Source organism: Micrococcus sp. KRD128, from assembly GCF_017168395.1.
In the GTDB taxonomy this organism is placed as follows: Bacteria; Actinomycetota; Actinomycetes; order Actinomycetales; family Micrococcaceae; genus Micrococcus; species Micrococcus luteus.
Genome location: NZ_JABFAX010000006.1, coordinates 14,770 through 37,150 on the forward strand (window position 1 = coordinate 14,770; position 22,381 = coordinate 37,150).

At 71.2% G+C, this 22,381-nt stretch carries 27 protein-coding genes and 1 pseudogene; 4 read left to right on the plus strand and 24 right to left on the minus strand.

What is annotated here, in order from left to right; genetic code table 11:
• Positions 1–28: 28 nt before the first annotated feature.
• The 3 genes from J1M44_RS02775 to galE all read right to left on the minus strand — a co-directional run bounded on the left by J1M44_RS02775 (position 29) and on the right by galE (position 4,472).
• Positions 29–1,324, minus strand: coding sequence for a serine hydrolase domain-containing protein (locus J1M44_RS02775; RefSeq protein WP_002857541.1), 1,296 nt, complete (start codon positions 1,322–1,324; stop codon positions 29–31).
• A gap of 170 nt (positions 1,325–1,494) precedes the next feature.
• On the minus strand, positions 1,495–3,366 hold the full coding sequence (gene glmS / locus J1M44_RS02780) for a glutamine--fructose-6-phosphate transaminase (isomerizing) (RefSeq protein ID WP_206480509.1): 1,872 nt from the start codon (positions 3,364–3,366) through the stop codon (positions 1,495–1,497).
• A 50-nt stretch (positions 3,367–3,416) separates the two neighbouring features.
• A complete protein-coding gene (gene galE, locus J1M44_RS02785) occupies positions 3,417–4,472 on the minus strand; it encodes a UDP-glucose 4-epimerase GalE (protein ID WP_206480510.1) in 1,056 nt (351 codons plus the stop codon).
• 74 nt (positions 4,473–4,546) lie between these two features.
• On the opposite strand from galE, the gene coaA reads away from it, so the two are divergent.
• Genes coaA through mscL form a run of 3 tightly spaced genes read left to right on the plus strand, consistent with a single transcriptional unit; the run spans position 4,547 to position 6,792 of the window.
• On the plus strand, positions 4,547–5,557 hold the full coding sequence (coaA, locus tag J1M44_RS02790; RefSeq protein ID WP_044659424.1) for a type I pantothenate kinase: 1,011 nt from the start codon (positions 4,547–4,549) through the stop codon (positions 5,555–5,557).
• 3 nt (positions 5,558–5,560) lie between these two features.
• A complete protein-coding gene (locus tag J1M44_RS02795; protein WP_206480511.1) occupies positions 5,561–6,310 on the plus strand; it encodes a M15 family metallopeptidase in 750 nt (249 codons plus the stop codon).
• A 59-nt stretch (positions 6,311–6,369) separates the two neighbouring features.
• Positions 6,370–6,792 (plus strand): large conductance mechanosensitive channel protein MscL, encoded by a 423-nt coding sequence (gene mscL, locus J1M44_RS02800; RefSeq protein ID WP_044659423.1) that lies wholly within the window; start codon positions 6,370–6,372, stop codon positions 6,790–6,792.
• Between the two features lie 94 nt (positions 6,793–6,886).
• Here the strand turns inward: mscL and J1M44_RS02805 are convergent, their stop codons facing one another.
• Both J1M44_RS02805 and glmM read right to left on the minus strand, forming a co-directional pair.
• Positions 6,887–7,114 (minus strand): hypothetical protein, encoded by a 228-nt coding sequence (locus J1M44_RS02805; RefSeq protein ID WP_010080407.1) that lies wholly within the window; start codon positions 7,112–7,114, stop codon positions 6,887–6,889.
• Between the two features lie 8 nt (positions 7,115–7,122).
• Positions 7,123–8,478: a phosphoglucosamine mutase gene (glmM, locus tag J1M44_RS02810; RefSeq protein WP_176726097.1), complete on the minus strand. Its 1,356-nt coding sequence runs from the start codon at positions 8,476–8,478 to the stop codon at positions 7,123–7,125.
• Positions 8,479–8,638: 160 nt separating this feature from the next.
• On the opposite strand from glmM, the gene J1M44_RS02815 reads away from it, so the two are divergent.
• On the plus strand, positions 8,639–9,439 hold the full coding sequence (locus J1M44_RS02815; protein ID WP_044659421.1) for a peptidoglycan recognition protein family protein: 801 nt from the start codon (positions 8,639–8,641) through the stop codon (positions 9,437–9,439).
• A 68-nt stretch (positions 9,440–9,507) separates the two neighbouring features.
• On the opposite strand, the pseudogene ppk2 reads toward J1M44_RS02815, so the two are convergent.
• From ppk2 to rpsH, 19 genes and pseudogenes are all read right to left on the minus strand, one after another.
• Positions 9,508–10,498: pseudogene (ppk2, locus tag J1M44_RS02820) on the minus strand (polyphosphate kinase 2).
• A 200-nt stretch (positions 10,499–10,698) separates the two neighbouring features.
• Entirely contained in the window at positions 10,699–11,187 is a 489-nt protein-coding gene (gene rpsI / locus J1M44_RS02825; protein ID WP_036317791.1) for a 30S ribosomal protein S9, read from the minus strand.
• Between the two features lie 41 nt (positions 11,188–11,228).
• The gene (gene rplM / locus J1M44_RS02830) at positions 11,229–11,672 is read right to left on the minus strand and encodes a 50S ribosomal protein L13 (RefSeq protein ID WP_002857519.1); all 444 of its coding nucleotides are present in this window, start codon (positions 11,670–11,672) and stop codon (positions 11,229–11,231) included.
• A 277-nt stretch (positions 11,673–11,949) separates the two neighbouring features.
• Positions 11,950–12,843 (minus strand): tRNA pseudouridine synthase A, encoded by an 894-nt coding sequence (locus J1M44_RS02835; RefSeq protein ID WP_206480512.1) that lies wholly within the window; start codon positions 12,841–12,843, stop codon positions 11,950–11,952.
• 113 nt (positions 12,844–12,956) lie between these two features.
• On the minus strand, positions 12,957–13,685 hold the full coding sequence (gene rplQ / locus J1M44_RS02840; protein ID WP_049160472.1) for a 50S ribosomal protein L17, sunset domain variant: 729 nt from the start codon (positions 13,683–13,685) through the stop codon (positions 12,957–12,959).
• Positions 13,686–13,759: 74 nt separating this feature from the next.
• Positions 13,760–14,758 (minus strand): DNA-directed RNA polymerase subunit alpha, encoded by a 999-nt coding sequence (locus J1M44_RS02845; protein WP_002857515.1) that lies wholly within the window; start codon positions 14,756–14,758, stop codon positions 13,760–13,762.
• Positions 14,759–14,890: 132 nt separating this feature from the next.
• Positions 14,891–15,295, minus strand: a complete 405-nt coding sequence (gene rpsK / locus J1M44_RS02850) for a 30S ribosomal protein S11 (protein WP_002857513.1) — start codon at positions 15,293–15,295, stop codon at positions 14,891–14,893.
• Between the two features lie 83 nt (positions 15,296–15,378).
• On the minus strand, positions 15,379–15,747 hold the full coding sequence (rpsM, locus tag J1M44_RS02855) for a 30S ribosomal protein S13 (RefSeq protein ID WP_002857511.1): 369 nt from the start codon (positions 15,745–15,747) through the stop codon (positions 15,379–15,381).
• A 274-nt stretch (positions 15,748–16,021) separates the two neighbouring features.
• Positions 16,022–16,135 carry a 50S ribosomal protein L36 gene (gene rpmJ / locus J1M44_RS02860; protein ID WP_002857509.1) on the minus strand — a complete coding sequence of 38 codons (114 nt, stop codon included), beginning with the start codon at positions 16,133–16,135 and terminating at the stop codon, positions 16,022–16,024.
• A 35-nt stretch (positions 16,136–16,170) separates the two neighbouring features.
• A complete protein-coding gene (infA, locus tag J1M44_RS02865; protein WP_010080397.1) occupies positions 16,171–16,392 on the minus strand; it encodes a translation initiation factor IF-1 in 222 nt (73 codons plus the stop codon).
• Between the two features lie 202 nt (positions 16,393–16,594).
• Positions 16,595–17,437, minus strand: coding sequence for a type I methionyl aminopeptidase (gene map / locus J1M44_RS02870; protein WP_080983941.1), 843 nt, complete (start codon positions 17,435–17,437; stop codon positions 16,595–16,597).
• A gap of 4 nt (positions 17,438–17,441) precedes the next feature.
• Positions 17,442–18,059: an adenylate kinase gene (locus J1M44_RS02875; RefSeq protein ID WP_049160468.1), complete on the minus strand. Its 618-nt coding sequence runs from the start codon at positions 18,057–18,059 to the stop codon at positions 17,442–17,444.
• A 51-nt stretch (positions 18,060–18,110) separates the two neighbouring features.
• Positions 18,111–19,418 carry a preprotein translocase subunit SecY gene (gene secY / locus J1M44_RS02880; protein WP_049160465.1) on the minus strand — a complete coding sequence of 436 codons (1,308 nt, stop codon included), beginning with the start codon at positions 19,416–19,418 and terminating at the stop codon, positions 18,111–18,113.
• Positions 19,419–19,583: 165 nt separating this feature from the next.
• Positions 19,584–20,036, minus strand: coding sequence for a 50S ribosomal protein L15 (gene rplO / locus J1M44_RS02885; protein WP_002857504.1), 453 nt, complete (start codon positions 20,034–20,036; stop codon positions 19,584–19,586).
• Positions 20,029–20,253, minus strand: a complete 225-nt coding sequence (rpmD, locus tag J1M44_RS02890; RefSeq protein ID WP_002857502.1) for a 50S ribosomal protein L30 — start codon at positions 20,251–20,253, stop codon at positions 20,029–20,031. Before rpmD ends, rplO begins: the two co-directional genes overlap by 8 nt.
• Before the next feature lie 3 nt (positions 20,254–20,256).
• Entirely contained in the window at positions 20,257–21,006 is a 750-nt protein-coding gene (gene rpsE, locus J1M44_RS02895; RefSeq protein ID WP_002857500.1) for a 30S ribosomal protein S5, read from the minus strand.
• On the minus strand, positions 21,003–21,377 hold the full coding sequence (rplR, locus tag J1M44_RS02900; protein ID WP_135019247.1) for a 50S ribosomal protein L18: 375 nt from the start codon (positions 21,375–21,377) through the stop codon (positions 21,003–21,005). Before rplR ends, rpsE begins: the two co-directional genes overlap by 4 nt.
• Positions 21,377–21,910 (minus strand): 50S ribosomal protein L6, encoded by a 534-nt coding sequence (rplF, locus tag J1M44_RS02905; protein ID WP_002857496.1) that lies wholly within the window; start codon positions 21,908–21,910, stop codon positions 21,377–21,379. The genes rplR and rplF overlap by 1 nt, the downstream gene beginning before the upstream one ends.
• A gap of 30 nt (positions 21,911–21,940) precedes the next feature.
• Complete coding sequence (gene rpsH, locus J1M44_RS02910) at positions 21,941–22,339, minus strand: 30S ribosomal protein S8 (RefSeq protein ID WP_002857494.1); 399 nt, start codon at positions 22,337–22,339, stop codon at positions 21,941–21,943.
• Between the last annotated feature and the right edge of the window lie 42 nt (positions 22,340–22,381).

The following is a 22,381-nucleotide window of genomic DNA, read 5'->3' on the forward strand; positions in this document are numbered from 1 at the left end:
CGGACACCGTCCCGGGACGTCGATCCGCTCAGACGAGTCGGGCGCCCCGGGCGGCCATGTCCGCCACGGCACGGCGCGAGGCGGCGGCACCGCCGCGGACCAGGCGGTCGCGGGAGGCCGGGGCGTCCGCGGCGTTGACCACGAATGCGGTGCGCATCAGCGCCAGTTCCTTCGAGAACACCTCGTCCCAGCCGTCCTGCCAGTAGGGCCGGCCGATGTAGGTGAACGCGAACGCACGCTCGCCGTCGCGGGAGCACAGGGCCAGGGAGACGGAGCCGAAGCCGGCGCCGTCATGGCCGACCAGCACCTCGCCGGCGTGCTCCGGCGCGGGGTCCGCGACCAGGAACAGGCCGTAGCCGTAGCCGGCCTGGGCGGCCGGGCCGACAGGGGTGACCATGAGGTCCACGGTCTGCTGCGAGACCAGCTCGCCGCGCATGAGGGCCTGATAGAAGCGGGTGACGTCCGCGGCGGTGGTGTTCACCGCGGCGGCCGAGGCGAAGATCGACTGGTCGATCGTTTCGAGGGCCTTGGCCTCGTGCGGACGCACGGCCGCGTCCTGCATCTCGGCGCCGCGGACGAGGGTGCCGTGCTCGAGGCGGGTGCGGTGCATGCCGGCCGGGCGGAAGACGCGGTCCCGGATGAGCTCGGGCATCCGGCGGCCGGTGACGGCCTCGACCATCATCTCCACCACCACGTAGCCCGTGTTGGAGTAGCCGTAGTCGGTGCCGGGCTCGAACCACCAGTCGGCCTGCTTCGCCAGCTCGACGAGCTCACGCTGGCCATAGGAGCGGGAGACGACGTCCGCGAGCTCGTCGAAGTCCAGCTCGAAGAGGGACTGGCCGCGCATGATCACCCAGATGGCGTCCGGCATGCCGGAGGTGTGGTTCAGGAGCATCGAGAGGGTGACCCGGTCCTCGACGTCGGGCCACAGGCCCGGGAGGACGTCACCGATCGTGGAGTCCAGGGACAGGGTGCCGCGCTCGACCTCCTGCAGGGCGACGGTGGCGACCATGCCCTTGGTGACCGAGGCGATCCGGGCCACCGAGTTCGCCCGCGCCGGCGCGTTCGCGTGCAGGCCGCGGGTGCCGGAGGCGGTGTCGAAGCGGCCGGCCGGGCCCACCACGGAACAGACGGCACCGACGGCGGGCCACTGCACGACGGCGTCGAGGGCGGTCTGGATCGCCCGCTCGTCCAGGCCGCGGCCGGAGCGCGGGTTCGGACCCTGCGGGGCGGCGACGGCGGAGGAGGCGACAGCGGAGGGCAGCGCGAGGCCGGCGAGACCGGCGGCCATGCCCTGGGCGAACTGGCGGCGGGTGGGGCGCATCGAGGCGTCCTTTCGGAGGATGTGACATCGATCACCCAATCGGGTGTGGTCACACTCTAGCCCGCGACGCCGCTGCGACGGGGACCCGGGCGCCGGCCACAGGAGACCGGAAAGCCGACGGCGCCCGCCCCCGGAGAGAGGGGCGGGCGCCGTCATCGCTCAGCGGCGGATCACTCCACCGTGACGGACTTGGCGAGGTTGCGCGGCTGGTCCACGTCGTAGCCCTTCGCCGTGGCGAGCTCGAGGGCGAAGATCTGCAGCGGGACCGTGGTCAGCAGCGGCATGAGCATGGGCTGGGTCTCGGGGACCTCGAAGACGACCTCGGCCTGGCCGCGCACGGCCGCGTCGCCGCGCTCGGCGACGGCGAAGGTGCGGGCGCCGCGGGCGCGGACCTCCTGGATGTTCGAGACCACCTTGGCGTGTAGCGAGTGACGGTCCAGGGGCGAGGGCATGACCACGAAGACCGGCTGGCCGTCGTCGATCAGGGCGATCGGGCCGTGCTTGAGCTCGCCCGCGGCGAAGCCCTCGGCGTGGATGTAGGCGAGCTCCTTGAGCTTGAGCGCGCCCTCCATGGCCACCGGGTAGCCGACGTTGCGGCCGAGGAACAGGACGGAGGTGGCGTCGGCCATCGAGCGGGCGAGCTCCTTGACCTGGTCCTTGCCGGCGAGGATCTCCTCGATCTTGCCGGGGATCGCCCCGAGGTCCGCCAGGATGTCCTTGATCTGGCCGCTGAACAGCTTCTTGTTCAGCTGGGCCAGGTACAGGCCCAGCAGGTAGGCGGCGGTGATCTGCGCCAGGAACGCCTTGGTGGAGGCGACGGCGATCTCGGGGCCGGCGTGCGTGTAGAGCACGGCGTCCGACTCGCGCGGGATCGTGGAGCCGTTGGTGTTGCAGATGGACACGGTGCGGGCGCCCTGCTCCTTGGCGTAGCGGACCGCCATGAGGGTGTCCATGGTCTCGCCGGACTGGGAGATGGACACCACGAGGGTGTGCGGGTCGATGATCGGGTCGCGGTAGCGGAACTCGTGGGAGAGCTCCACCTCCACGGGGATCCGGCACCAGTGCTCGATGGCGTACTTGGCCACCGTGCCCGCGTAGGCGGACGTGCCGCACGCCAGGACGATGATCTTGTCGACGGCCTTGAGCTCCTCGGGGTCGATCCGCAGCTCGTCCAGCATCAGGGCGCCGGCGGCGTCCGTGCGGCCCAGCAGGGTGTCCTGCACGGCCTGGGGCTGGTCGTGGATCTCCTTCTCCATGAAGGTCTCGAAGCCGCCCTTCTCCGCGGCCGAGGCGTCCCAGTCCACGGTGAAGCGCTTGCCCTCGGCGGGGCCGCCCCGGAAGTCCGAGATCTCGACGGCGTCGACCGTGATCGTCACGACCTGGTCCTGCTCGAGCTCGATGGCCTCGCGGGTGAAGTCGATGAAGCCGGAGACGTCCGAGCCGAGGAAGTTCTCCCCCTCGCCCAGGCCGACGACGAGCGGCGAGTTGCGGCGCGAGGCCACCACGCGGTCGGGGTGGTCCACGTGCACGGCCAGCAGCGTGAAGGCACCCTCGAGGCGCTGGGAGGCCAGCTGCATGGCGCGGGTCAGGTCCTGGCCGGCCGCGTGCCGGTAGACGTCGGCGAGGAGGTGGGCGGCCACCTCGGTGTCCGTCTCGGAGAGGAACTCGACGCCCTTGGCGAGCAGCTCCTCGCGCAGCTCGGCGTAGTTCTCGATGATGCCGTTGTGGATCAGTGCCAGCCGGCCCTCGTCCGCCACATGCGGGTGGGCGTTGCGGTCGGTGGGGCCGCCGTGGGTGGCCCACCGGGTGTGGCCGATGCCGACGAGGCCGGTGGGGATGGGGTGCTCGGCGAGCTCCCCGGCGAGGTTGGCGAGCTTGCCCGCCTTCTTCCGGTGGTACAGCTGACCGCCGTCCACCACGGCCACACCGGCGGAGTCGTATCCGCGGTATTCAAGACGGCGCAGGCCCTCCATCAGGACGTCGAGAGCGCCGTGCTCACGATCCGACTGGGGCTGGCCGATGTATCCGACGATTCCGCACATGCGCACGAGAATACCGGGCCGGACCCGACTTCGGCGCACGGCGGGCCGGGTCACTCCGTCCGGAACGAGAACCCCGTGGGGTTGGCCTCCTGCCAGGCCCAGAGGTCCCGCACCATCGCGGTCACATCGCGTCGGGCGTGCCAGCCCACCTCGACGCCGATCGCGTCCACGGCGGCGCACGACTCGGCGATGTCCCCGGGCCGGCGCTCGACCACGCGGTAGGGGATGCGGCCGCCCGTGACCGCCTCGAAGGCGCGCACCATCTCGAACACGGTGACGCCCTCGCCCCGGCCGATGTTCCAGACCCGGGTCGTCGTACCGCCCCCGGTCGCCACCCGGGCCGCGAGCCAGTCGAGCCCGGCCACGTGCGCCTCCGCGAGGTCCATCACGTGGATGAAGTCGCGCACGGCGCTGCCGTCGCGCGTGTCGAAGTCCGCGCCGAACACCCGCAGCTCGGGGTACGCGCCGGAGGCCACCCGCGCCACGAAGGGCATGAGGTTCGCCGGCACCCCGCTCGGGTCCTCGCCCAGCCGCCCGGAGGGATGCGCGCCGACCGGGTTGAAGTAGCGCAGCATCGCCAGCCCGCCGCCGTCGACCGTGGCGCAGACGTCGCGCAGCACCTGCTCCGCCATGAGCTTGGAGTGTCCGTAGGGCGAGACCGGGTCCGTGGCCGCGTCCTCGGCGACCGGCACCGGCGCGCGGTCGCCGTACACGGTCGCGGAGGAGGAGAACAGGACCGTGCGGGCGCCGGCCGCGAGCGCGGCCTCGGCGACGGCGGCCGTGCCGCCCACGTTCACGTCGTAGTAGGCGGCGGGGCGGGTCATCGACTCGGTGGGCGACTTCAGCCCGGCGAAATGCACGAGTGCGGCCGGGCCGAAGTCCGCGAGCGCCCCGCGGTAGTCCTCGGGGCGGCGGATGTCGGCCACGTGCAGGCGCAGCCGCGACCCGCCCAGGCACGTTCCGGCGAGCTCGGCGACGCGCTCCAGCGACGTCGTCGTCGCCGTGACCAGGCTGTCCAGGACGAGGACGTCGTGGCCCGCCTCGAGCAGCGTGAGCACGGTGTGGGATCCGAGGTATCCGGCACCGCCGGTCACGAGAACGCGCATGGGCCGATCCTATCCGGGCCCTGTGACGTCACGCGGGGGCCCGCTCCGGGCGGGCCGCGGCCATAATGGATCGGGTGACCTACACCCCCCCGACCTCCGAGCTGCCCCTCGTGGGCCCCGAGGAGCCCGCGGACGCCGTGCCCGACGGCCACCAGCGCTCCCCCTTCGTGGAGCTGGACCGCCAGACCTGGGCCCGTCTCGCCTCGGAGATGGCGCAGCCCTTCGACCAGGCGGACGTGGAGCGTCTGCGCGGCCTCGGCGAGCATCTGTCCCTGCGCGAGGTTGCCGAGGTCTACCTTCCGCTCTCGCGCCTGCTGAGCATCAACGTGGAGGCCTCCGCGGCCCTGCGCAGCGCGACCAACGCGTTCCTCGGCGAGCGGACGGGGCGCACCCCGTACGTGATCGGGGTGGCCGGGTCGGTCGCCGTCGGCAAGTCGACGACGGCGCGTGTGCTCCAGGAGATGCTGCGCCGCTGGCCGACGACGCCGCGCGTCGAGCTGGTCACCACGGACGGCTTCCTGCACCCCAACGCGGTGCTGCACGAGCGCGGCATCATGTCCCGCAAGGGCTTCCCCGAGTCCTACGACCGCCGCGCGCTGCTGCGCTTCATGGCGGACGTCAAGTCCGGGGCGCAGGAGGTGCGCGCGCCCGTGTACTCGCACATCACCTACGACATCGTGCCGGGCGAGGAACAGGTGGTGCACCGTCCCGACGTGCTGATCGTGGAGGGACTCAACGTGCTGGCCCCGCCGCGCACCCGGGCCGACGGCACCGCCGGGCTCTCCGTCTCCGACTTCTTCGACTTCTCGGTGTACGTGGACGCGCGCGCGTCCTGGATCCGGTCCTGGTACATCGACCGGTTCATGGGTCTGCGCTCGGGGGCCTTCGCCGACCCGCGCAGCTACTTCCACCGGTACTCCTCCCTGTCGGACGCCGAGGCTCAGGCGACGGCCGAGTCCATCTGGGACTCCATCAACGGCCCGAACCTCGAGCAGAACGTGCGCCCGACCCGCGGGCGCGCCCGGCTGGTGCTCACGAAGAACGCGCAACACGAGGTGACCCGCGTGCTGCTGAGGAAGGTCTGACCCATGCGTCGCACCCTCCCTCTCGCCGCGCTGGCCGCGCTCGCGCTGCTCGCGGCCGGTTGCGGCACGCCCGCCGCGGGCCCGTCCTCGACGCCGACGACGCCGACGTCCGGCTCCGCGAGCGCGGCCGCGTCGTCCCGCGCCGCCTCGAGCACGGCGCCGTCGTCGGGCACGCACGCCGACCCGGCCACCCTCGACGTCGTCGTGAACAAGACCCGCCCCGTGGCCCCGCCCGACTGGGCGCCCTCGGATCTGGTGGCCGTGCCCGGCAGCGAGCTGCCCCTGCGGGCGGAGGCCGCGACGGCGGCCGCTGACCTGCTGGATGCCGCCGCGGCGGCGGGCCACCGCCTCACCACCCTGAGCGCCTACCGCTCGTACGACTACCAGGTCCGGACGTACGGCCACTGGGTCGACGAGCTGGGCCGCGCCGAGGCCGACCGCGTCTCCGCGCGTCCGGGGTACTCCGAGCATCAGACCGGCCTGGCCTGGGACGTGGGCGACGCCGCGACCCCCGCGTGTGACCTGGAAGCGTGCTTCGGCGACACCGCCGCGGGCCGTTGGGTGGCCGCGCACGCCGCCGAGTACGGGTTCGTCATCCGCTATCCCGCCGGGGCCGAGGACGTGACGGGCTTCGCCCACGAGCCCTGGCATCTGCGCTACGTCGGGTCCGCGGAGGCGGCCCGGGTCGAGGCGGCCGGCGGCGTCCTCGAGACCGCGTGGGGTCTGCCGCCGGCGCCGGACTACACGGACTGAGACGCACGACTCGCTCGACCCTGTACCGCGCCGCCTTCGTGACACGTAGGATTCTCCCCATGCTCCAGGGATTCAAAGACTTCATCATGAAGGGCAACGTCCTCGACCTTGCCGTCGCCGTCATCATCGGCGCCGCCTTCGGCAAGATCGTGAACGCGCTCGTCGAGGCGGTCCTCATGCCGCTCATCGCCGCCGCCGTGGGCTCGCCGAACTTCGACTCGTTCGCCGTGCTGACGGTCAACGGCAACGACGTGAAGTTCGGTGTGCTGCTCACCGCGATCGTCAACTTCCTTCTCATCGCCGCGGCCGTGTACTTCGCCATCGTGATGCCGATGAACAAGATGATCGAGGCCCGCAACCGCCGCCTCGGCATCGACCCCGCCGAGGAGGAGGTGGCCGCCGACGTCGCCGTGCTCACCGAGATCCGCGACCTGCTCGCCGAGCGCCGCGGCGGCCCCACCTCCGGGACCACCACCCTCTGATCTCCCCCTGTCCGACGCCGAAGGGCCCGGGACGACTCACACGAGTCGCCCCGGGCCCTTCCTTCATGCCCTCGGCGGCACCGGGGCCGTGCCCTCAGGGCCGCGACGTCGTCCGGTCCGCGCTGGACCCGGCGTCCGGGGCGACCTCCGAGTCCTGCCGGTCCGGATCCAGGCACGGCAACCACTCCACGGGGGCGCTCTGCCGCGCGCACACGGGCGCGTCCACGGCGAGGAACGCGGCCGACCACAGGACCGCCAGCCCCGCGAGCAGCCCCGCGAACAGGGTCCAGCGGCGGGGCCGGGGGGCCGCGTCCGACGTCATCGGTCCGGTCAGTCGTGCAGGCGCAGCTCGCGCTGCACGACGTCGGCCAGCACCTGGGCCTCCCGGCCGGCGGTCTCCTCGTCCGGGGCCTCGACCATGACGCGCACGACCGGTTCCGTGCCCGACGGGCGCAGCAGCACGCGGCCGGTCTCGCCGAGGCGGGCCTCCGCCTCGGCCACCGCCGCCTGGACGGCCTCGTCCTCGGCGGCGCGGGACTTGTCCACGCCGCGCACGTTCACGAGGACCTGGGGCAGCCGGTCCATCACCGCGGCCAGCTCGGAGAGCGGGGTGCCGGTCTCGGCGACGCGCGAGGCGAGCTGCAGGCCGGTGAGGACCCCGTCGCCGGTGGTGGCGTGGTCCGAGAAGATCACGTGGCCGGACTGCTCGCCGCCGAGCGAGTAGTCGCCGAGCTTCATGCCGGCCAGGACGTAGCGGTCGCCCACCTGGGTCTCGACGAGCTGGACGCCCTCCCGGCCCATGGCCAGCTTCAGGCCCAGGTTGGACATGACGGTCACGACCAGGGTGTCGTCGCGCAGGACGCCGCGGTCCTTGAGTGCCACGGCCATGACGCCCATGATCTGGTCGCCGTCGACGACCTCGCCGCGCTCGTCCACGGCGAGGCACCGGTCGGCGTCGCCGTCGTGCGCGATGCCGAGGTCCGCGCCGTGCTCGCGCACGGCCGCCTGGAGCTTCTCGAGGTGGGTGGAGCCGTAGCCGTCGTTGATGTTGAGCCCGTCCGGGGACGCGCCGATCACGACGACCTCCGCGCCGGCGGCGCGGAACGCCTCGGGCGAGCAGCCGGCGGCCGCGCCGTGTGCGCAGTCCAGGACGACCTTGAGCCCGTCCAGCCGGTGCGGGAGGGTCTGCAGGAGGTGGAGGACGTAGCGGTCCTCGGCATCCGCGAAGACGCGCACGCGGCCCACGTCCGCGCCCTGGGGCCGTCGCGGCGTCACGCCCTCGAGGTGGCGGATGATCTCGTCCTCCTGCGCGTCGGTCAGCTTCTCGCCGCCGCGCGCGAGGAACTTGATGCCGTTGTCCGGGGCCGGGTTGTGGGAGGCGGAGATCATCACGCCGAAGTCGGCGTCCAGGTCCCCCACGAGATAGGCGGCGGCGGGGGTCGGCAGCACGCCGGCGTCCCACACGTCCACGCCCGAGGACGCCAGGCCCGCCTGCACGGCGGCCGTGATGAACTCGCCGCTGATGCGCGGGTCCCGGGCCACGACGGCGACCGGGCGTCGGCCGGCGTCGAAGGCCTCCGCGCCGAGGACGGGCGAGGCGGCCTGGGCCAGCTGGACGGACAACTCCACGGTGAGGGTCTCGTTGGCCAGGCCACGGACGCCATCGGTTCCGAACAATCTCGACATGATCAGTCAGTGTAGGGGCCGCCCCTGCGGCCTGCATCACGGGAGGGTCACGAAACGGGCCGGGGGGCGGTAGCATCGGACCGGTCGAGCCCCCGCGGCCGCGCCCGTCCGCTCACATCCGCCCGGGAGGCCCCGCCCCGAACCCGAAGGACCTCGATCCATGCCCGACGTGACCCCGCCCCCGCTCCCCCATTCCTGGACGCGCCGCAGCGTGCTGGGCGGCACGGGCCTGGCGATCGCTGCCGGCGTGGCCGGCTGCGGGCGTGATGAGCAGGCCGAGCAGAGCTCGGAGGGCGACGAGCAGGCCACCCGCCTGCCCGCCCCGGACATCATCACCACCGCGCAGTGGGGCGCCATGCAGCCCAACTACTACCTGCAGACCCTGAACGAGCGCCCCTCCTACCTGGTGATCCACCACACCACCACGCCGAACGTCACGGACGGCTCCCGGGAGGCGGCGGAGAGCATCGCGCAGGTGGTCCAGAACGCGCACATGAGCCCCGCGAACGACTGGGGCGACACCGGGCAGCACTTCACCGTCTCCCGCGGCGGCTTCGCGATGGAGGGCCGCCACGGCTCCCGGCACGCGCTCGAGGGCGGACAGACGTTCATGCTCGGCGTCCACGCGCTCGGGTTCAACGCGTATGCGCTCGGCATCGAGTGCGAGGGGCTGTACATGCTGAACCCGCCGCCGCAGAGCCTCTACGCCGGCCTGGTGCCGCTCGTCGCCTACATCTGCCAGCAGTACGAGCTGCCGCCGTCCCGCATCATCGGCCACCGCGACGTCACCGCCACCAGCTGCTGCGGCGACGCGTTCTACGCCAAGCTGCCGATCCTGCGCGAGGACGTCCGCCTCTCCCTGGCCTCGGGCGAGTACCACGTCTCGGAGGGCTTCGGGGCGGACAACCTCTTCGACGACGCACACGTCACCCCGGAGTACGTGGAGGAGGAGCGCGGCTGAACCCGCCCCCGCTCCCCACGACGGCGCCCCTCACCGGACGGTGAGGGGCGCCGTCGTGCGCGGCCCGGTCAGCGCACGCGCGGGAACGATCCGCCGGAGACCTCGCCGTACTCGGCCAGCTCGTTGGCCGGGCCGCAGATCTGCGGGTCGGGGCGGTGGACGATGCGCTCGTCCTTGTCCGGGTAGGGCAGCGTGTGCAGCACATGGCGGATGGCCTCGAGGCGGGCGCGCTTCTTGTCGTTCGACTTCACGACGGTCCACGGGGCGTCGGCCGTGTGCGTGTAGAAGAACATGGCCTCCTTCGCGTTCGTGTAGTCGTCCCACTTGTCCAGGGAGGCCAGGTCGGTGGGCGAGAGCTTCCAGCGACGCACGGGGTCGGTCTCCCGCGCGGCGAAGCGGTTGAGCTGCTCGCGCTGGGACACGGAGAACCAGAACTTGATGATGTGCACGCCGGAGTTGACGAGCATGCGCTCCAGCTCAGGGGTCTCGCGCATGAACTCGAGGTACTGCTGCGCCGTGCAGTAGCCCATGACGCGCTCGACGCCGGCCCGGTTGTACCAGGAGCGGTCGAACATCACGATCTCACCGCCGGAGGGCAGGTGCTGGATGTAGCGCTGGAAGTACCACTGCGAGGCCTCCTCCTCCGTGGGCTTCTCCAGGGCCACGGTCCGGGCGCCGCGGGGGTTGAGGTGCTCGTTGAAGCGCTTGATGGCGCCGCCCTTGCCGGCGGCGTCGCGGCCCTCGAAGATGATCAGGACCTTCTGGCCGGTCTCCTTGACCCAGAGCTGCATCTTCAGCAGCTCGATCTGCAGCTCGCGCTTGCGTCGTTCGTAGCTCTTGCGGCTGAGCTTGGTCTTGTACGGGTAGCCCTCACGCCAGGCCTGCGGGTCCGGGGTGGGGGGTCTTCTTCTCCCCGCCGAGCTTGCGGCCCAGCTCCCGGATCTCGTCCACCTCGGCGGCGTAGTCACGGGTCACGGCGAAGGGGGCCTGCGCGGCGTGCTCCGTGCCGTGCTCGCCACGGGTGCGGGGGTCGGGCGTGGGACTCGTGTTCTCGGGCACGGCGGCTCCCGAGGGTGTCTCCGATCGGACCGCGCACCGGACGGGCGAGCGGCCCGTCATGGCGTCGTCGCCATGCGCCTTCATATTACCCCTGGGTCAGGTGCCGCCGGCCCACGGAGACGGCGGACGCCCCGCCCCGCTCGTGAGGAGCGGGACGGGGCGTCGGCGGGGGCACGGTGGGGGCACCGTGCGGCGCAGGATCAGCGCTTCGAGAACTGCGAGGCCTTGCGGGCCTTCTTGAGGCCGGCCTTCTTGCGCTCGATGACGCGGGCGTCGCGGGTCAGGAAGCCGGCCTTCTTGAGCGCCGGGCGGTTGTGCTCGCGGTCGATCTCGTTGAGGGCGCGGGAGATGCCCAGGCGCAGCGCACCGGCCTGGCCGGAGGGGCCGCCGCCGTGGATGCGGGCGATCACGTCGTAGGCGCCGGTCAGCTCCAGCAGCGTGAAGGGGTCGGAGACCTCCTGCTGGTGCAGCTTGTTCGGAAAGTAGTTCTCCAGGGCGCGACCGTTGATGGTCCACTGGCCGGAGCCGGGGACGAGGCGCACGCGGGCCACGGCCTCCTTGCGGCGGCCGACGGCGGAGCCGGGCACGGTCAGGGCCGGGCGCTCGGAGGCGACGGGGGCCTCGGCGGCGGCGGTGGACTCAGAGGTGTAGCTCGTCAGCTCCACGTCGTCGTTCTCGTTGATGCTCATGGTTCTCCTCAGGGAAGGTCTGCGTCAGTGGCCCGCCGGGGTCACTGGGCGACCTGGCCGATCTCGAAGGTCTGGGGCTGCTGGGCGGTGTGCGGGTGCTCGGCGCCCTTGTACACCTTCAGCTTGGAGAGCTGCTGGGCGGCCAGCGAGTTCTTCGGGAGCATGCCCTTGACGGCCTTCTCCACGGCGCGGACCGGGTTGGTCTCGAGCAGCTCGGCGTAGGACTGCGACTTCAGGCCGCCCGGGTAGCCCGAGTGGCGGTAGGCGCGCTTCTTCTCGAGCTTGGCGCCGGTGAGGGCGACCTTCTCGGCGTTCACGATGATGACGTAGTCGCCCATGTCCATGTGGGGGGCGAACGTCGGCTTGTGCTTGCCGCGCAGGAGGGTGGCGGTGTGGGAGGCCAGGCGGCCGAGGACGACGTCGGTGGCATCGATGATGTGCCACTGACGGTCGGCGTCGCCAGGCTTGGGAGAGTACGTACGCACGTTGTCTGCCTTCAGGGTCGGTGGTGGTCCACAGCACCTGCCCGCCGGGTCGTGATTCCGGCGCGCTCGCGCTGTCAGTTCTCCGTGCGCGCCGGTCCCCCAGGTGAGGGCTGGAAGGCGTCCGGGCCCGATGCCCCGGGGGTGCGGCGCGAGCTGAAGGCCATGCAACTGAGCCACTCGCGGCACGACGCATCCGGGTGCGGGCATGCGCAACGTCCACCCATCCTACCGAACGCGGGCCCCGGAGCCAAAAGCCGCCACCGCGGGCCACCCCGGCTCACAGGGTCCGCTTCGCCCGGGTGCCCTCGGCGCGCCGGTGCAGCTCCTCCGCCTCGTCGGGATAGCCGACGGCGAGCAGCGTCAGCCCCCCGGGCGGGGCGAGGCGCACCTCGGAGTCGCGGGCAGGCCTCGCCACCCGGTGAGCGAGCCAGCCGGGCTCGCGTGCCCGCTCCCCCACCTGGAGCAGCGCCCCGACGATCGCCCGGACCATGTTGTGGCAGAACGCGTCGGCCCGGATCCGGACGCGCACGACGCCGTCCTCATCGCGTCGCACCTCCAGGTGCTGGACCTCGCGGATGGTCGTGGCGCCCGCGCGGGGCCGGCAGAAGGACAGGAAGTCGTGCAGTCCGAGGACGGCGTCGGCCTCCAGCGCCATGAGGCGATCGTCCAGGGCGGCGCCGTGCCAGTGGGTGAAGCCCCGCGTGCGCGGATCACGCGCGGCGGGTGCGTCGTCGATCCGGTACTCGTACTCGCGCCATAGCGCGCTGAACCGCGCGTCGAAGCCCGCGGGGGCCCGCCCCGCCCCGTGCACGACGACGGCCCCGCCCCACCCGGAGAGCACCCCGCCGAGGCGTCGGGTGAGGGAGGCGGCCGGCTCCAGGCCGGGCCGGCCGCGGGTCAGGCCCGCCCACTCCGTCTCGGTCAGGTCGAGGTGGGCGACCTGGCCGCGCGCGTGCACCCCCGCGTCGGTGCGGCCGGCGACCACCGTGCGCACGGGCCGGCGCAGGATCCGCTCGAGCCCGTCCTCCAGCGCACCCTGAACCGAGTCGAGACCGGGCTGGCGGGCCCAGCCGTGGAAGGCGCCGCCGTCGTAGGCCAGGTCCAGGCGGACTCGCACGGACGCGGGTTCCCCGGGCGCCGGCGGGGCGTCCGGGCGGTGCTGCTCGCTCATGCTGCTCCTCTCAGCGGCGCGGGGCCGGGGACGGCGAAGGGCCGCCCACCGAGTGGTGGACGGCCCTCGCCGATGCGTCGTCACGGGGACGGACGCGGACTCAGGCGATGGCGTCAGGCCATCTTCTGGGCGGCCTCGCCACCGGCGGGCTCGAAGCCCGCGGCCTTGGCCTCCTCGACGGTGGAGAACCAGACCTCGGCGGTGGTCTGGTCATACCAGCGCGAGCCGGGGACGTGGTACTTCTTCGAGCTGGCGTTGCCCTTGATGGTGGCCTCGGCCGGAGCCGAGCCGTCCTCGTTGGTGGGCACGGCGCCGTCGATCTCGGCGGCGGTCTCCTGCGACTCGGCCACGGTGACCTCCTCGGTGGCGGCCGGGTCGACGGCCTCCACCGGGGCGGACTCGGCCGGGGCGGCCGGCGCGGACGCGGCGGCCTGCTCGGCCTCACGCACCACGGCCTGCTTGCCGGAGATCGGGTCCATGATCAGCTCGATCACGGCCATGGGCGCGTTGTCGCCATGGCGGTTGCCGATCTTGGTGATGCGGGTGTAGCCGCCGTTGCGCTCGGCCATCGCGGGGCCGATCACGGTGAACAGCTCGTGCACGACCGCCTTGTTGGTGCGGTTCTTGGCGGCGATGAGACCCTGCACCTTGCGGCGGGCAGGCAGATCGCCCTTCTTGGCGAAGGTGATCAGGCGCTCGGCGTACGGGCGCAGGCGCTTGGCGCGGGTGAGCGTCGTGGTGATCGACTTGTGCTCGAACAGCTGGGCGGACATGTTCGCCAGCATGATGCGCTCGTGGGCCGGGCTGCCGCCCAGACGCGGACCCTTGGTGGGGGTAGGCATGGTGTTTCTCCTCGGGTGGGACCCGGAGCCGGCTGCGGCGTCGGGTCGAAGATGTCAGGTGGTGCGGAATCGGCTCAGAAGTCCGAGAACGGGTCGTCGTCCATCTGGCGCGCGTGCGCCTGCGGGTCGTAGCCGGCCGGCGAGTCCTTGAGGGACAGGCCCAGCTCCTGGAGCTTCTCCTTGACCTCGTCGATGGACTTCGCACCGAAGTTGCGGATGTCCATCAGGTCGGCCTCGGAACGGCCCACGAGCTCGCCCACGGTGTGGATGCCCTCGCGCTTGAGGCAGTTGTACGAGCGCACGGTGAGCTCGAGCTCCTCGATCGGCTGGGCCAGGTCGGCGGAGCCCTCGACGACCTCGGGCTCGTCGCCCAGGTCGATGCCCTCGGCCTCGACGTTGAGCGAGCGGGCCAGGCCGAACAGCTCGACCAGGGTGGAGCCGGCAGAGGCCACCGCGTCACGCGGCAGCATGTTCTCCTTGGTCTCCACGTCCAGGATCAGACGGTCGAAGTCGGTGCGCTGCTCCACACGGGTGGCCTCGACCTTGAAGGTCACCTTGAGGACCGGGGAGTAGATGGAGTCGACCGGGATGCGGCCGATCTCCGCATCCGCGGACTTGTTCTGGGCGGCGGTCACGTAGCCGCGACCGCGCTCGATGGTCAGCTCCATGTCGAACTTGCCCTTCGCGTTCAGGGTCGCGATGTGCAGGTCCGGGTTGTGGATCTCGACGCCGGCCGGCGCGGTGATGTCCGCGGCGGTGACGACGCCGGCCCCCTGCTTGCGCAGGTAGGCCACCACGGGCTCGTCGTTCTCCGAGGAGACGGAGAGCTTCTTGATGTTGAGGATGATCTCGGTGACATCCTCCTTGACTCCGTTGACGGTGCTGAACTCGTGCAGCACGCCGTCCACGCGGATGCTGGTCACGGCAGCACCGGGGATCGACGAGAGCAGAGTGCGGCGCAGGGAGTTGCCGAGGGTGTAGCCGAAACCGGGCTCCAGGGGCTCGATGACGAACCGGGAACGATGGTCGGAGACGACCTCTTCGGTCAGCGTGGGGCGCTGTGCAATGAGCACGGACATTTCCTTTCGGCGAGCGTCCGCCATATGACGCACGCGGTGGGTGGAAACGAGGACGGGGTGGGGGCAGGTCCGCAGACCTGTCCGCGCCCGCCCCGGACGGGGGCGGACGCGGACACAGCGCTCAGGTCAGACGCGGCGGCGCTTCGCCGGGCGAGCGCCGTTGTGGGCCATGGGGGTGACGTCCTGGATGGACCCCACCTCGAGGCCGGCGGCCTGCAGGGAGCGGATGGCGGTCTCGCGGCCCGAGCCCGGACCCTTCACGAAGACGTCCACCTTCTTCATGCCGTGCTCCTGCGCACGCTTGGCGGCCTGCTCGGCGGCCATCTGCGCGGCGTACGGGGTCGACTTGCGCGACCCCTTGAAGCCGACCTCGCCGGACGAGGCCCAGGAGATGACGGCACCCGTGGTGTCCGTGATGGACACGATGGTGTTGTTGAACGTGCTCTTGATGTGGGCCTGGCCCACGGTGATGTTCTTGTTGGCCTTGCGACGCGGCTTGCGGGCAGCCGATGCGCGAGTCTTGGGGGGCATGTGATTCTCCTCCGGGAAAGCTGCTGGTGCTGATGCTGCGGGCGGGGCGTCCGGACGCGGACGCGGTCACCGCCGGTGCAGGATCACTTCTTCTTGCCGGCGACCGTCTTCTTGGGGCCCTTGCGGGTACGGGCGTTGGTCTTCGTGCGCTGGCCGCGCACCGGCAGGCCGCGGCGGTGGCGCAGGCCCTCGTAGGAGCCGATCTCCACCTTGCGACGGATGTCGGCGGCCACCTCGCGGCGGAGGTCGCCCTCCACCTTGTAGCTGCCCTCGATGTGGTCGCGCAGCTGCACCAGCTGCTCGTCGGAGAGGTCCTTCACGCGGATGTTCGGGTCGATGCCCGTGGCGGAGAGGGTCTCCTCAGCGCGGGTCTTGCCCACACCGTAGATGTACGTGAGTGCGATGATCACGCGCTTCTCGCGCGGAATGTCAACGCCTGCAAGACGAGCCATGTGGCCGTCCTCCTGTTCTTCTGCAGCAGGGGTCTGCACCAGGGACGTCCCGTACGACGCGGCACTCGGCCACGCGGACCCGTCGTCGCGGCGCCGGGGAAGATCCGGCGTGCTCCGCGGCGTGCGTCCGCCGTCGTCGGTCTCCGGCCCCTGCGGCCGGAGGTGGGGGCCCTCCCCTCACGGGGTGGACCGCTGTCCCTGCTGTTCGGCCCGATGGCCGGTGGGTGGTGTGGTCAACGCGACGGCGTCGCTCCCCGGGCTCCCGGGGAGGCGATCAGCCCTGGCGCTGCTTGTGGCGCGGGTTCGAGCAGATCACCAGCACGCGGCCCTTACGGCGCACGACCTGGCACTTGTCACAAATCCGCTTCACGCTCGGCTGAACCTTCACGGCTCTTCCTCCTGCGCTCGCTTGGACGGGGGTTCTTACTTGTATCGGTACACGATCCGACCCCGGTTGAGGTCGTACGGGCTAAGCTCCACCACGACGCGATCCTCGGGGAGGATGCGGATGTAGTGCTGACGCATCTTTCCGGAGATCGTGGCGAGCACGACGTGCTCGTTCTGCAGACGGACCCGGAACATCGCGTTCGGCAATGCCTCCGACACCGTGCCCTCGACCTCGATGACACCTTCCTTCTTAGCCATGTCCTCCACAATCGTCATGCCCCGGACACGGCCGCGGAGGGCCGGATGACGGGGCGGGAACGGGTCTGCTCGCGGGCACACGAGTGCGCGCACACGAACAACGTTCGATGATACCGCATCTTCGGCCTGCGAACCAGCACAGACGACGACGGCCGCCCGGTCCGCCGGACGGGCGGGACGGACGGCCGACAGCTCGGGCCCCTCACTCCCCCGGCGGGACCGGGACCACGCCGAACCGGGCGAGCTCGGAGGCACCGCCGTCGGGCGCGGTGAGCACCCACAGGCCGCCGTCGTGCCGGCAGACCGAGTGCTCCCACTGGCTCGCGCGGGCGCCGTCGAGGGTCACCACGGTCCAGTCGTCCGCGAGCACCTTCGTGTCGATGGAGCCGCGCACCAGCATCGGCTCGATGGCGAGTGCCAGCCCGGGGCGGATCGTGGGCCCCCGGTGGCCGGTGCGGTAGTTGAACACGTCCGGCGGCAGGTGCATGGCCGAGCCGATGCCGTGCCCCACGTACTCCTCGAGGATGCCGAGCTCCTCACCCGGCTGCGCGGAGACGAAGTCGTCGATGGCGTCCCCGATGTCCCCGACGTGGGTGGCGGAGGCGAAGGCCGCGATGCCGACCCAGAGCGCCTCCCGCGTGATCGCCGAGAGGCGCTCGTCGGCCGGGTCCGCGGTGCCGGCCGCGGAGGAGCCCAGGATCACCGTGCGGGCCGAGTCGGCGTGCCAGCCGTCCACGATCGCACCCCCGTCGACCTTCAGCACGTCGCCGGTCTGCAGGACCCGGTCCCCGGGGATGCCGTGCACGACCTCGTCGTTGACCGAGGTGCAGATCGAGGCCGGGAAGTCGTAGTAGCCCAGGAAGTTGGAGGTCGCACCGCGTTCGGCCAGCACACCTGCGAACACGGCGTCCAGCTCCGCGGTGGTGACGCCCGGCGCGGCCGCGGCCAGCGTGGCGTCCAGGGCCTCGGACAGGACCACCCCCGCGCGCTGCATGGCCTGCAGCTGGGGGACGGTCTTGAGCTCGAGCGAGCGGCGGCCGATCACGGGGTCAGGACTCCGCACCCGGCTGGATCACGGGCAGGGAGCCCGTGGCGGAGCGCACGGAGTACACGGCCTGCAGCAGGCGCTCGGTGACGTCGTCGATCTGGCCGGTGCCGTCCACGCGGGCGACGATGCCGCGCTCCACGTACTCCTGGATGACGGACTCGGTCTCGCGGTGGTACAGGTCCAGGCGGTGCTCGATGACCTCCTGGGTGTCGTCCGCGCGGCCCTCGATCTCGGCACGCTTGAGCAGGCGCTCCACGAGCTCCTCGTCGGGCACCTCCAGCTCGACGACGGCGGACAGCGACTGGCCCGCCTCGGCGAGCATGGCGTCCAGCGCCTCAACCTGGCCCTTCGTGCGCGGGTAGCCGTCCAGCAGGAAGCCGTGCTCCGCGTCGGCCTGGGCGATGCGGTCCGCGACCATGCGGTTCGTGACCTCATCGGGGACGAAGTCGCCGTTGTCGATGTACTTCTTGGCCTCGACGCCGAGCGGCGTCATCGACTTCACGTTGTGGCGGAAGATGTCACCGGTGGAGATCGGGACGATCCCGAGCTTGTCGGCGATCCGGGTGGCCTGGGTGCCCTTGCCGGAACCGGGAGGGCCCATGAGCAGCATGCGGGTCATCGTGTGTTCCTCACTGTCGATACGGACGGCGTTGCGGGATCGGGTCGGGGCTCAGCGCAGCAGGCCCTCGTAGTGGCGCTGCTCCATCTGTGCGCTGACCTGCTTCACGGTCTGGAGGCCGACGCCCACCATGATGAGGATGGACGTGCCGCCGAGCGGGAAGTTCTGGCTGGTGCCGATCACCGCGAAGGCGATCAGCGGGATCATGGCCACGATACCGAGGTAGAGGGCGCCGACGAGCGTGATGCGGCTGATGACGTACTGCAGGTAACGCTCGGTGGGCCGGCCGGCGCGGACGCCGGGGATGAACCCGCCGTAGCGCTTCATGTTGTCCGAGATCTCCACCGGGTTGAACGTGATGGACACGTAGAAGTACGTGAAGCCGATGATGAGCAGGAAGTACAGGGCCATGTACACCGGGTGGTCGCCGGTGCCGAAGTACCGGCTCAGCCACGTGATCCACGGGGCCGGCGCACTGCCGTCCTGCGGCGTGTTGAACCGGATGAGGATGCCCGGGAGCATCAGCACGGAGGAGGCGAAGATGACCGGGATGACGTTGGCCATGTTCACCTTGACCGGGATGTAGGTGCTCGACCCGCCCACGGTCCGCGAGCCGATCTGCCGCTTGGCGTACTGGACCGGGATCCGGCGCTGCGACTCCTCCACGAAGACGATGGCCAGCATGGTGAGCAGGCCGATCCCCATGACGATCGCGAACACGCGCCAGCCCTGCGTCTGGACCACCTGGCCGAGGCCCGCCGGGAAGCCCGCCGCGATGGAGGTGAAGATCAGCAGGGACATGCCGTTGCCCACGCCGTTCTCGGTGATCCGCTCGCCGAACCACATGACGATGAGACATCCGGTGGTCAGGGCGATGACCACGAGCAGCACCGTGAGGATGGAGCCGTCGCGCAGCAGCGGCAGGCTGCATCCGAGCAGGGCCCCGGTGCGGGCCAGCGAGGCCATCGTGGTCGCCTGCAGCAGGGCGAGGGCGAGGGTCAGGTAGCGGGTGTACTGCGTCAGCGTCGCCTGGCCCTGCGGGCCCTCCTGGTGGAGCTGCTCGAAGCGCGGGATCACCACGCGCAGCAGCTGCACGATGATCGACGCCGTGATGTAGGGCATGATGCCGAGCGCGAAGACGGACACCTGCAGGAGCGCCCCGCCCGAGAACATGTTCACGAAGGAGTACAGGCCGCCCTGGGCGTTGCCCGCCGCCAGGCACTGCTGCACCGCCGGGTAGTCCACCCCGGGGGCCGGCACGAAGGCGCCCATCCGGTAGACGGCGATGAGCCCGAGCGTGAAGGCGATCTTCCGCAACAGGTCAGGCGTCCGGACGATCCGGGCGATGGCCTTGAGCACGAGTCCTCCTGCGGTGGTCCTGTGGGGCGCGCGCCGGCCGCGGGGCGGGGCACGAGACGGCGGCCACACCGGGGCGGCCGCTGTGCGAGTCTACACGGACGGACCGAGGGCCCTGGTCCGGAGCGGCTGCTCCGGACCAGGGCCCTCGGTCGATGGGTCGGCGTGTCAGAGGGTCTCGGTGGACCCGCCGGCGGCCTGGATCTTCTCCACGGCGGACGAGGAGAAGGCGTTCGCCTTCACCTGCACGGCCGCGGTGATCTCCCCCGTGCCCAGCACCTTCACGGGCTGGCCGCGACGGACGAGGCCCTTGGACACGAGCGCGTCCACGGTGACCTCACCGCCCTCGGGGAAGTGCGCGGAGAGCTTGTCCAGGTTCACGACCTGGTACTCCGTGCGGAACGGGTTCTTGAAGCCGCGGAGCTTCGGCAGACGCATCTGCAGGGGCAGCTGGCCGCCCTCGAAGCCCGCACGGACCTGGTAACGGGCCTTGGTGCCCTTGGTGCCGCGACCGGCGGTCTTGCCCTTCGACGCCTCACCGCGACCCACGCGGGTCTTGGCGGTCTTGGCACCGGGGGCCGGACGCAGGTCGTGGACCTTGATGGCGTCGTTGTCAGCCATTGTTGACCTCCTCCACGGACACCAGGTGCGGCACGGTGTTGACCATGCCGACCGTCACCGCGTCGGCCTTGCGGGTGACCTGGTGGCCGATCCGCTTCAGGCCCAGCGAGCGCAGGGTGTCCCGATGGTTCTGCTTGGAGCCCGTGACGCCTCGGGTCTGGGTGATGACCAGGGTGGCGTCCGAGGGCTGGATGTTCTTGCGAGTGGGCTCAAACACGGCTCACGCACCTGCCTTCGCGCTCTTCTGGGCGCGATCGTTCTCCATGGTGCGCAGCATCGCATGGGGGGCGATCTCGTCCAGGGCCTTGCCGCGGCGGGCGGCGACGGCCTGGGGCTCTTCCAGCTTCTTGAGGGCGTCCACGGTGCCGCGCACGATGTTGATCGCGTTCACGGAGCCCATGGACTTGGAGAGCACGTCGTGGATGCCGGCGCACTCGAGCACGGCGCGCACCGGACCACCGGCGATCACGCCGGTACCCGGGGAGGCCGGGCGGAGCAGCACGACGCCGGCGGCGTCCTCACCCTGCACCAGGTGCGGGATGGTGGAGCCGACGCGGGGGACGCGGAAGAAGGACTTCTTGGCCTCCTCCACGGCCTTCTGGATCGCAGCGGGGACCTCCTTCGCCTTGCCGTAGCCGACGCCGACGGTGCCGTCGCCGTCACCCACCACCACGAGGGCGGTGAAGGAGAAGCGGCGGCCGCCCTTGACGACCTTGGAGACGCGGTTGATGCCCACGACGCGCTCGAGGAACTGGTCCTTCTCGTCGTCCTGGGCGCCACGACGGTTGCGGTCGTCGCGACGGCCGCCACGACGATCGCCGTCACGGCCACCGCGGCCGCCGTCGCGACCGCCGCGGCCACCGGTGGCGCGCTCGGTGGTCTGGCTCGCCGAGCCCGACCCGGTCTCGGAGACGGTGGTCTCGGTGCTCTCGGTCACCTGAGTGTCCTTCTGGTTGATGTTCTCGGTCACAGCTGCAGCCCACCCTCTCGCGCACCGTCGGCCACGGCCGCGACGCGCCCGTGGTACTTGTTGCCGCCGCGGTCGAAGACCACGGCCTCGATGCCGGCCGCCTTGGCACGCTCGGCGACGAGCTCGCCCACGCGCTTGGCCTTGGCCGTCTTGTCACCCTCGAGCGCACGCACGTCGGCCTCCATGGTGGAGGCGTACGCGAGCGTGCGGCTCTGCGTGTCGTCCACGACCTGCACGAACATGTGCCGTGCAGAGCGGTTGACGACGAGGCGGGGACGGACGGTGGTGCCGGAGATCCGCTTGCGCACCCGGAGGTGGCGGCGGGTGCGGGCGGTGAACTTGCCCTTGCCCTTCACCTTCAGAGTAGACATCACTTACCTGCCTTTCCGGCCTTGCGGCGGATCTGCTCGCCCGCATAGCGCACGCCCTTGCCCTTGTACGGGTCGGGGCGGCGCAGCTTGCGGATGTTGGCGGCGGTCTCGCCGACCTGCTGCTTGTCGATACCGGCGACGGTGACCCTGTTGCCCTCCACCGTGAAGGTGATGCCCTGGGGCGCCTTCACCGGGACGGGGTGGGAGTAGCCCAGGGCGAACTCGAGGTCCTGGCCCTTGGCCTGCACGCGGTAGCCGGTGCCGACGACCTCGAGCTGCTTGGAGAAGCCGTTGGTCACGCCCTCGACCATGTTGCTGATGAGGGTACGGGTCAGACCGTGCAGGGAGCGGGACTCACGCTCGTCGTCGGGGCGGGCCACGGTGACCTGCCCCTCCTCGAGGGTGGCCGTGATGGGCGTGGGCAGGGAGTGCTCGAGCTGGCCCTTGGGGCCCTTCACGGAGACGCGGTCGCCGTCGATGGTCACATCGACGCCGGCGGGGATGGTGATCGGGAGACGTCCGATTCGAGACATGTCAGTTCAGCCTTTCTTCCGTCTTGCCCGTCACCAGACGTAGGCGAGGACTTCTCCGCCCACGCCCTTCTTGGCGGCCTGCTGGTTCGTGAGGAGACCAGAGGAGGTGGACAGGATGGCGATGCCGAGGCCGCCCAGCACGTGGGGCAGGTTCGTGGACTTTGCGTACACGCGCAGGCCCGGCTTGGAGATGCGGCGCAGGCCGGCGATCGCACGCTCACGCTGCGGGCCGAACTTCAGGTCGATGGTCAGCTTCTTGCCGACCTCGGCCTCCTCCTCGCGCCAGTCCTGGATGTAGCCCTCGGCCTTGAGGATCTCGGCGACGCGAGTCTTCAGCTTCGAGGACGGCATGGACACGGTGTCGTGGTAGGCCGAGTTTGCGTTGCGCAGACGGGTCAGCATGTCTGCGACGGGATCGGTCATGGTCATGTGGGCTTCACGCCCTTTCTCGCCGTGGTTTCCGCCACCGGT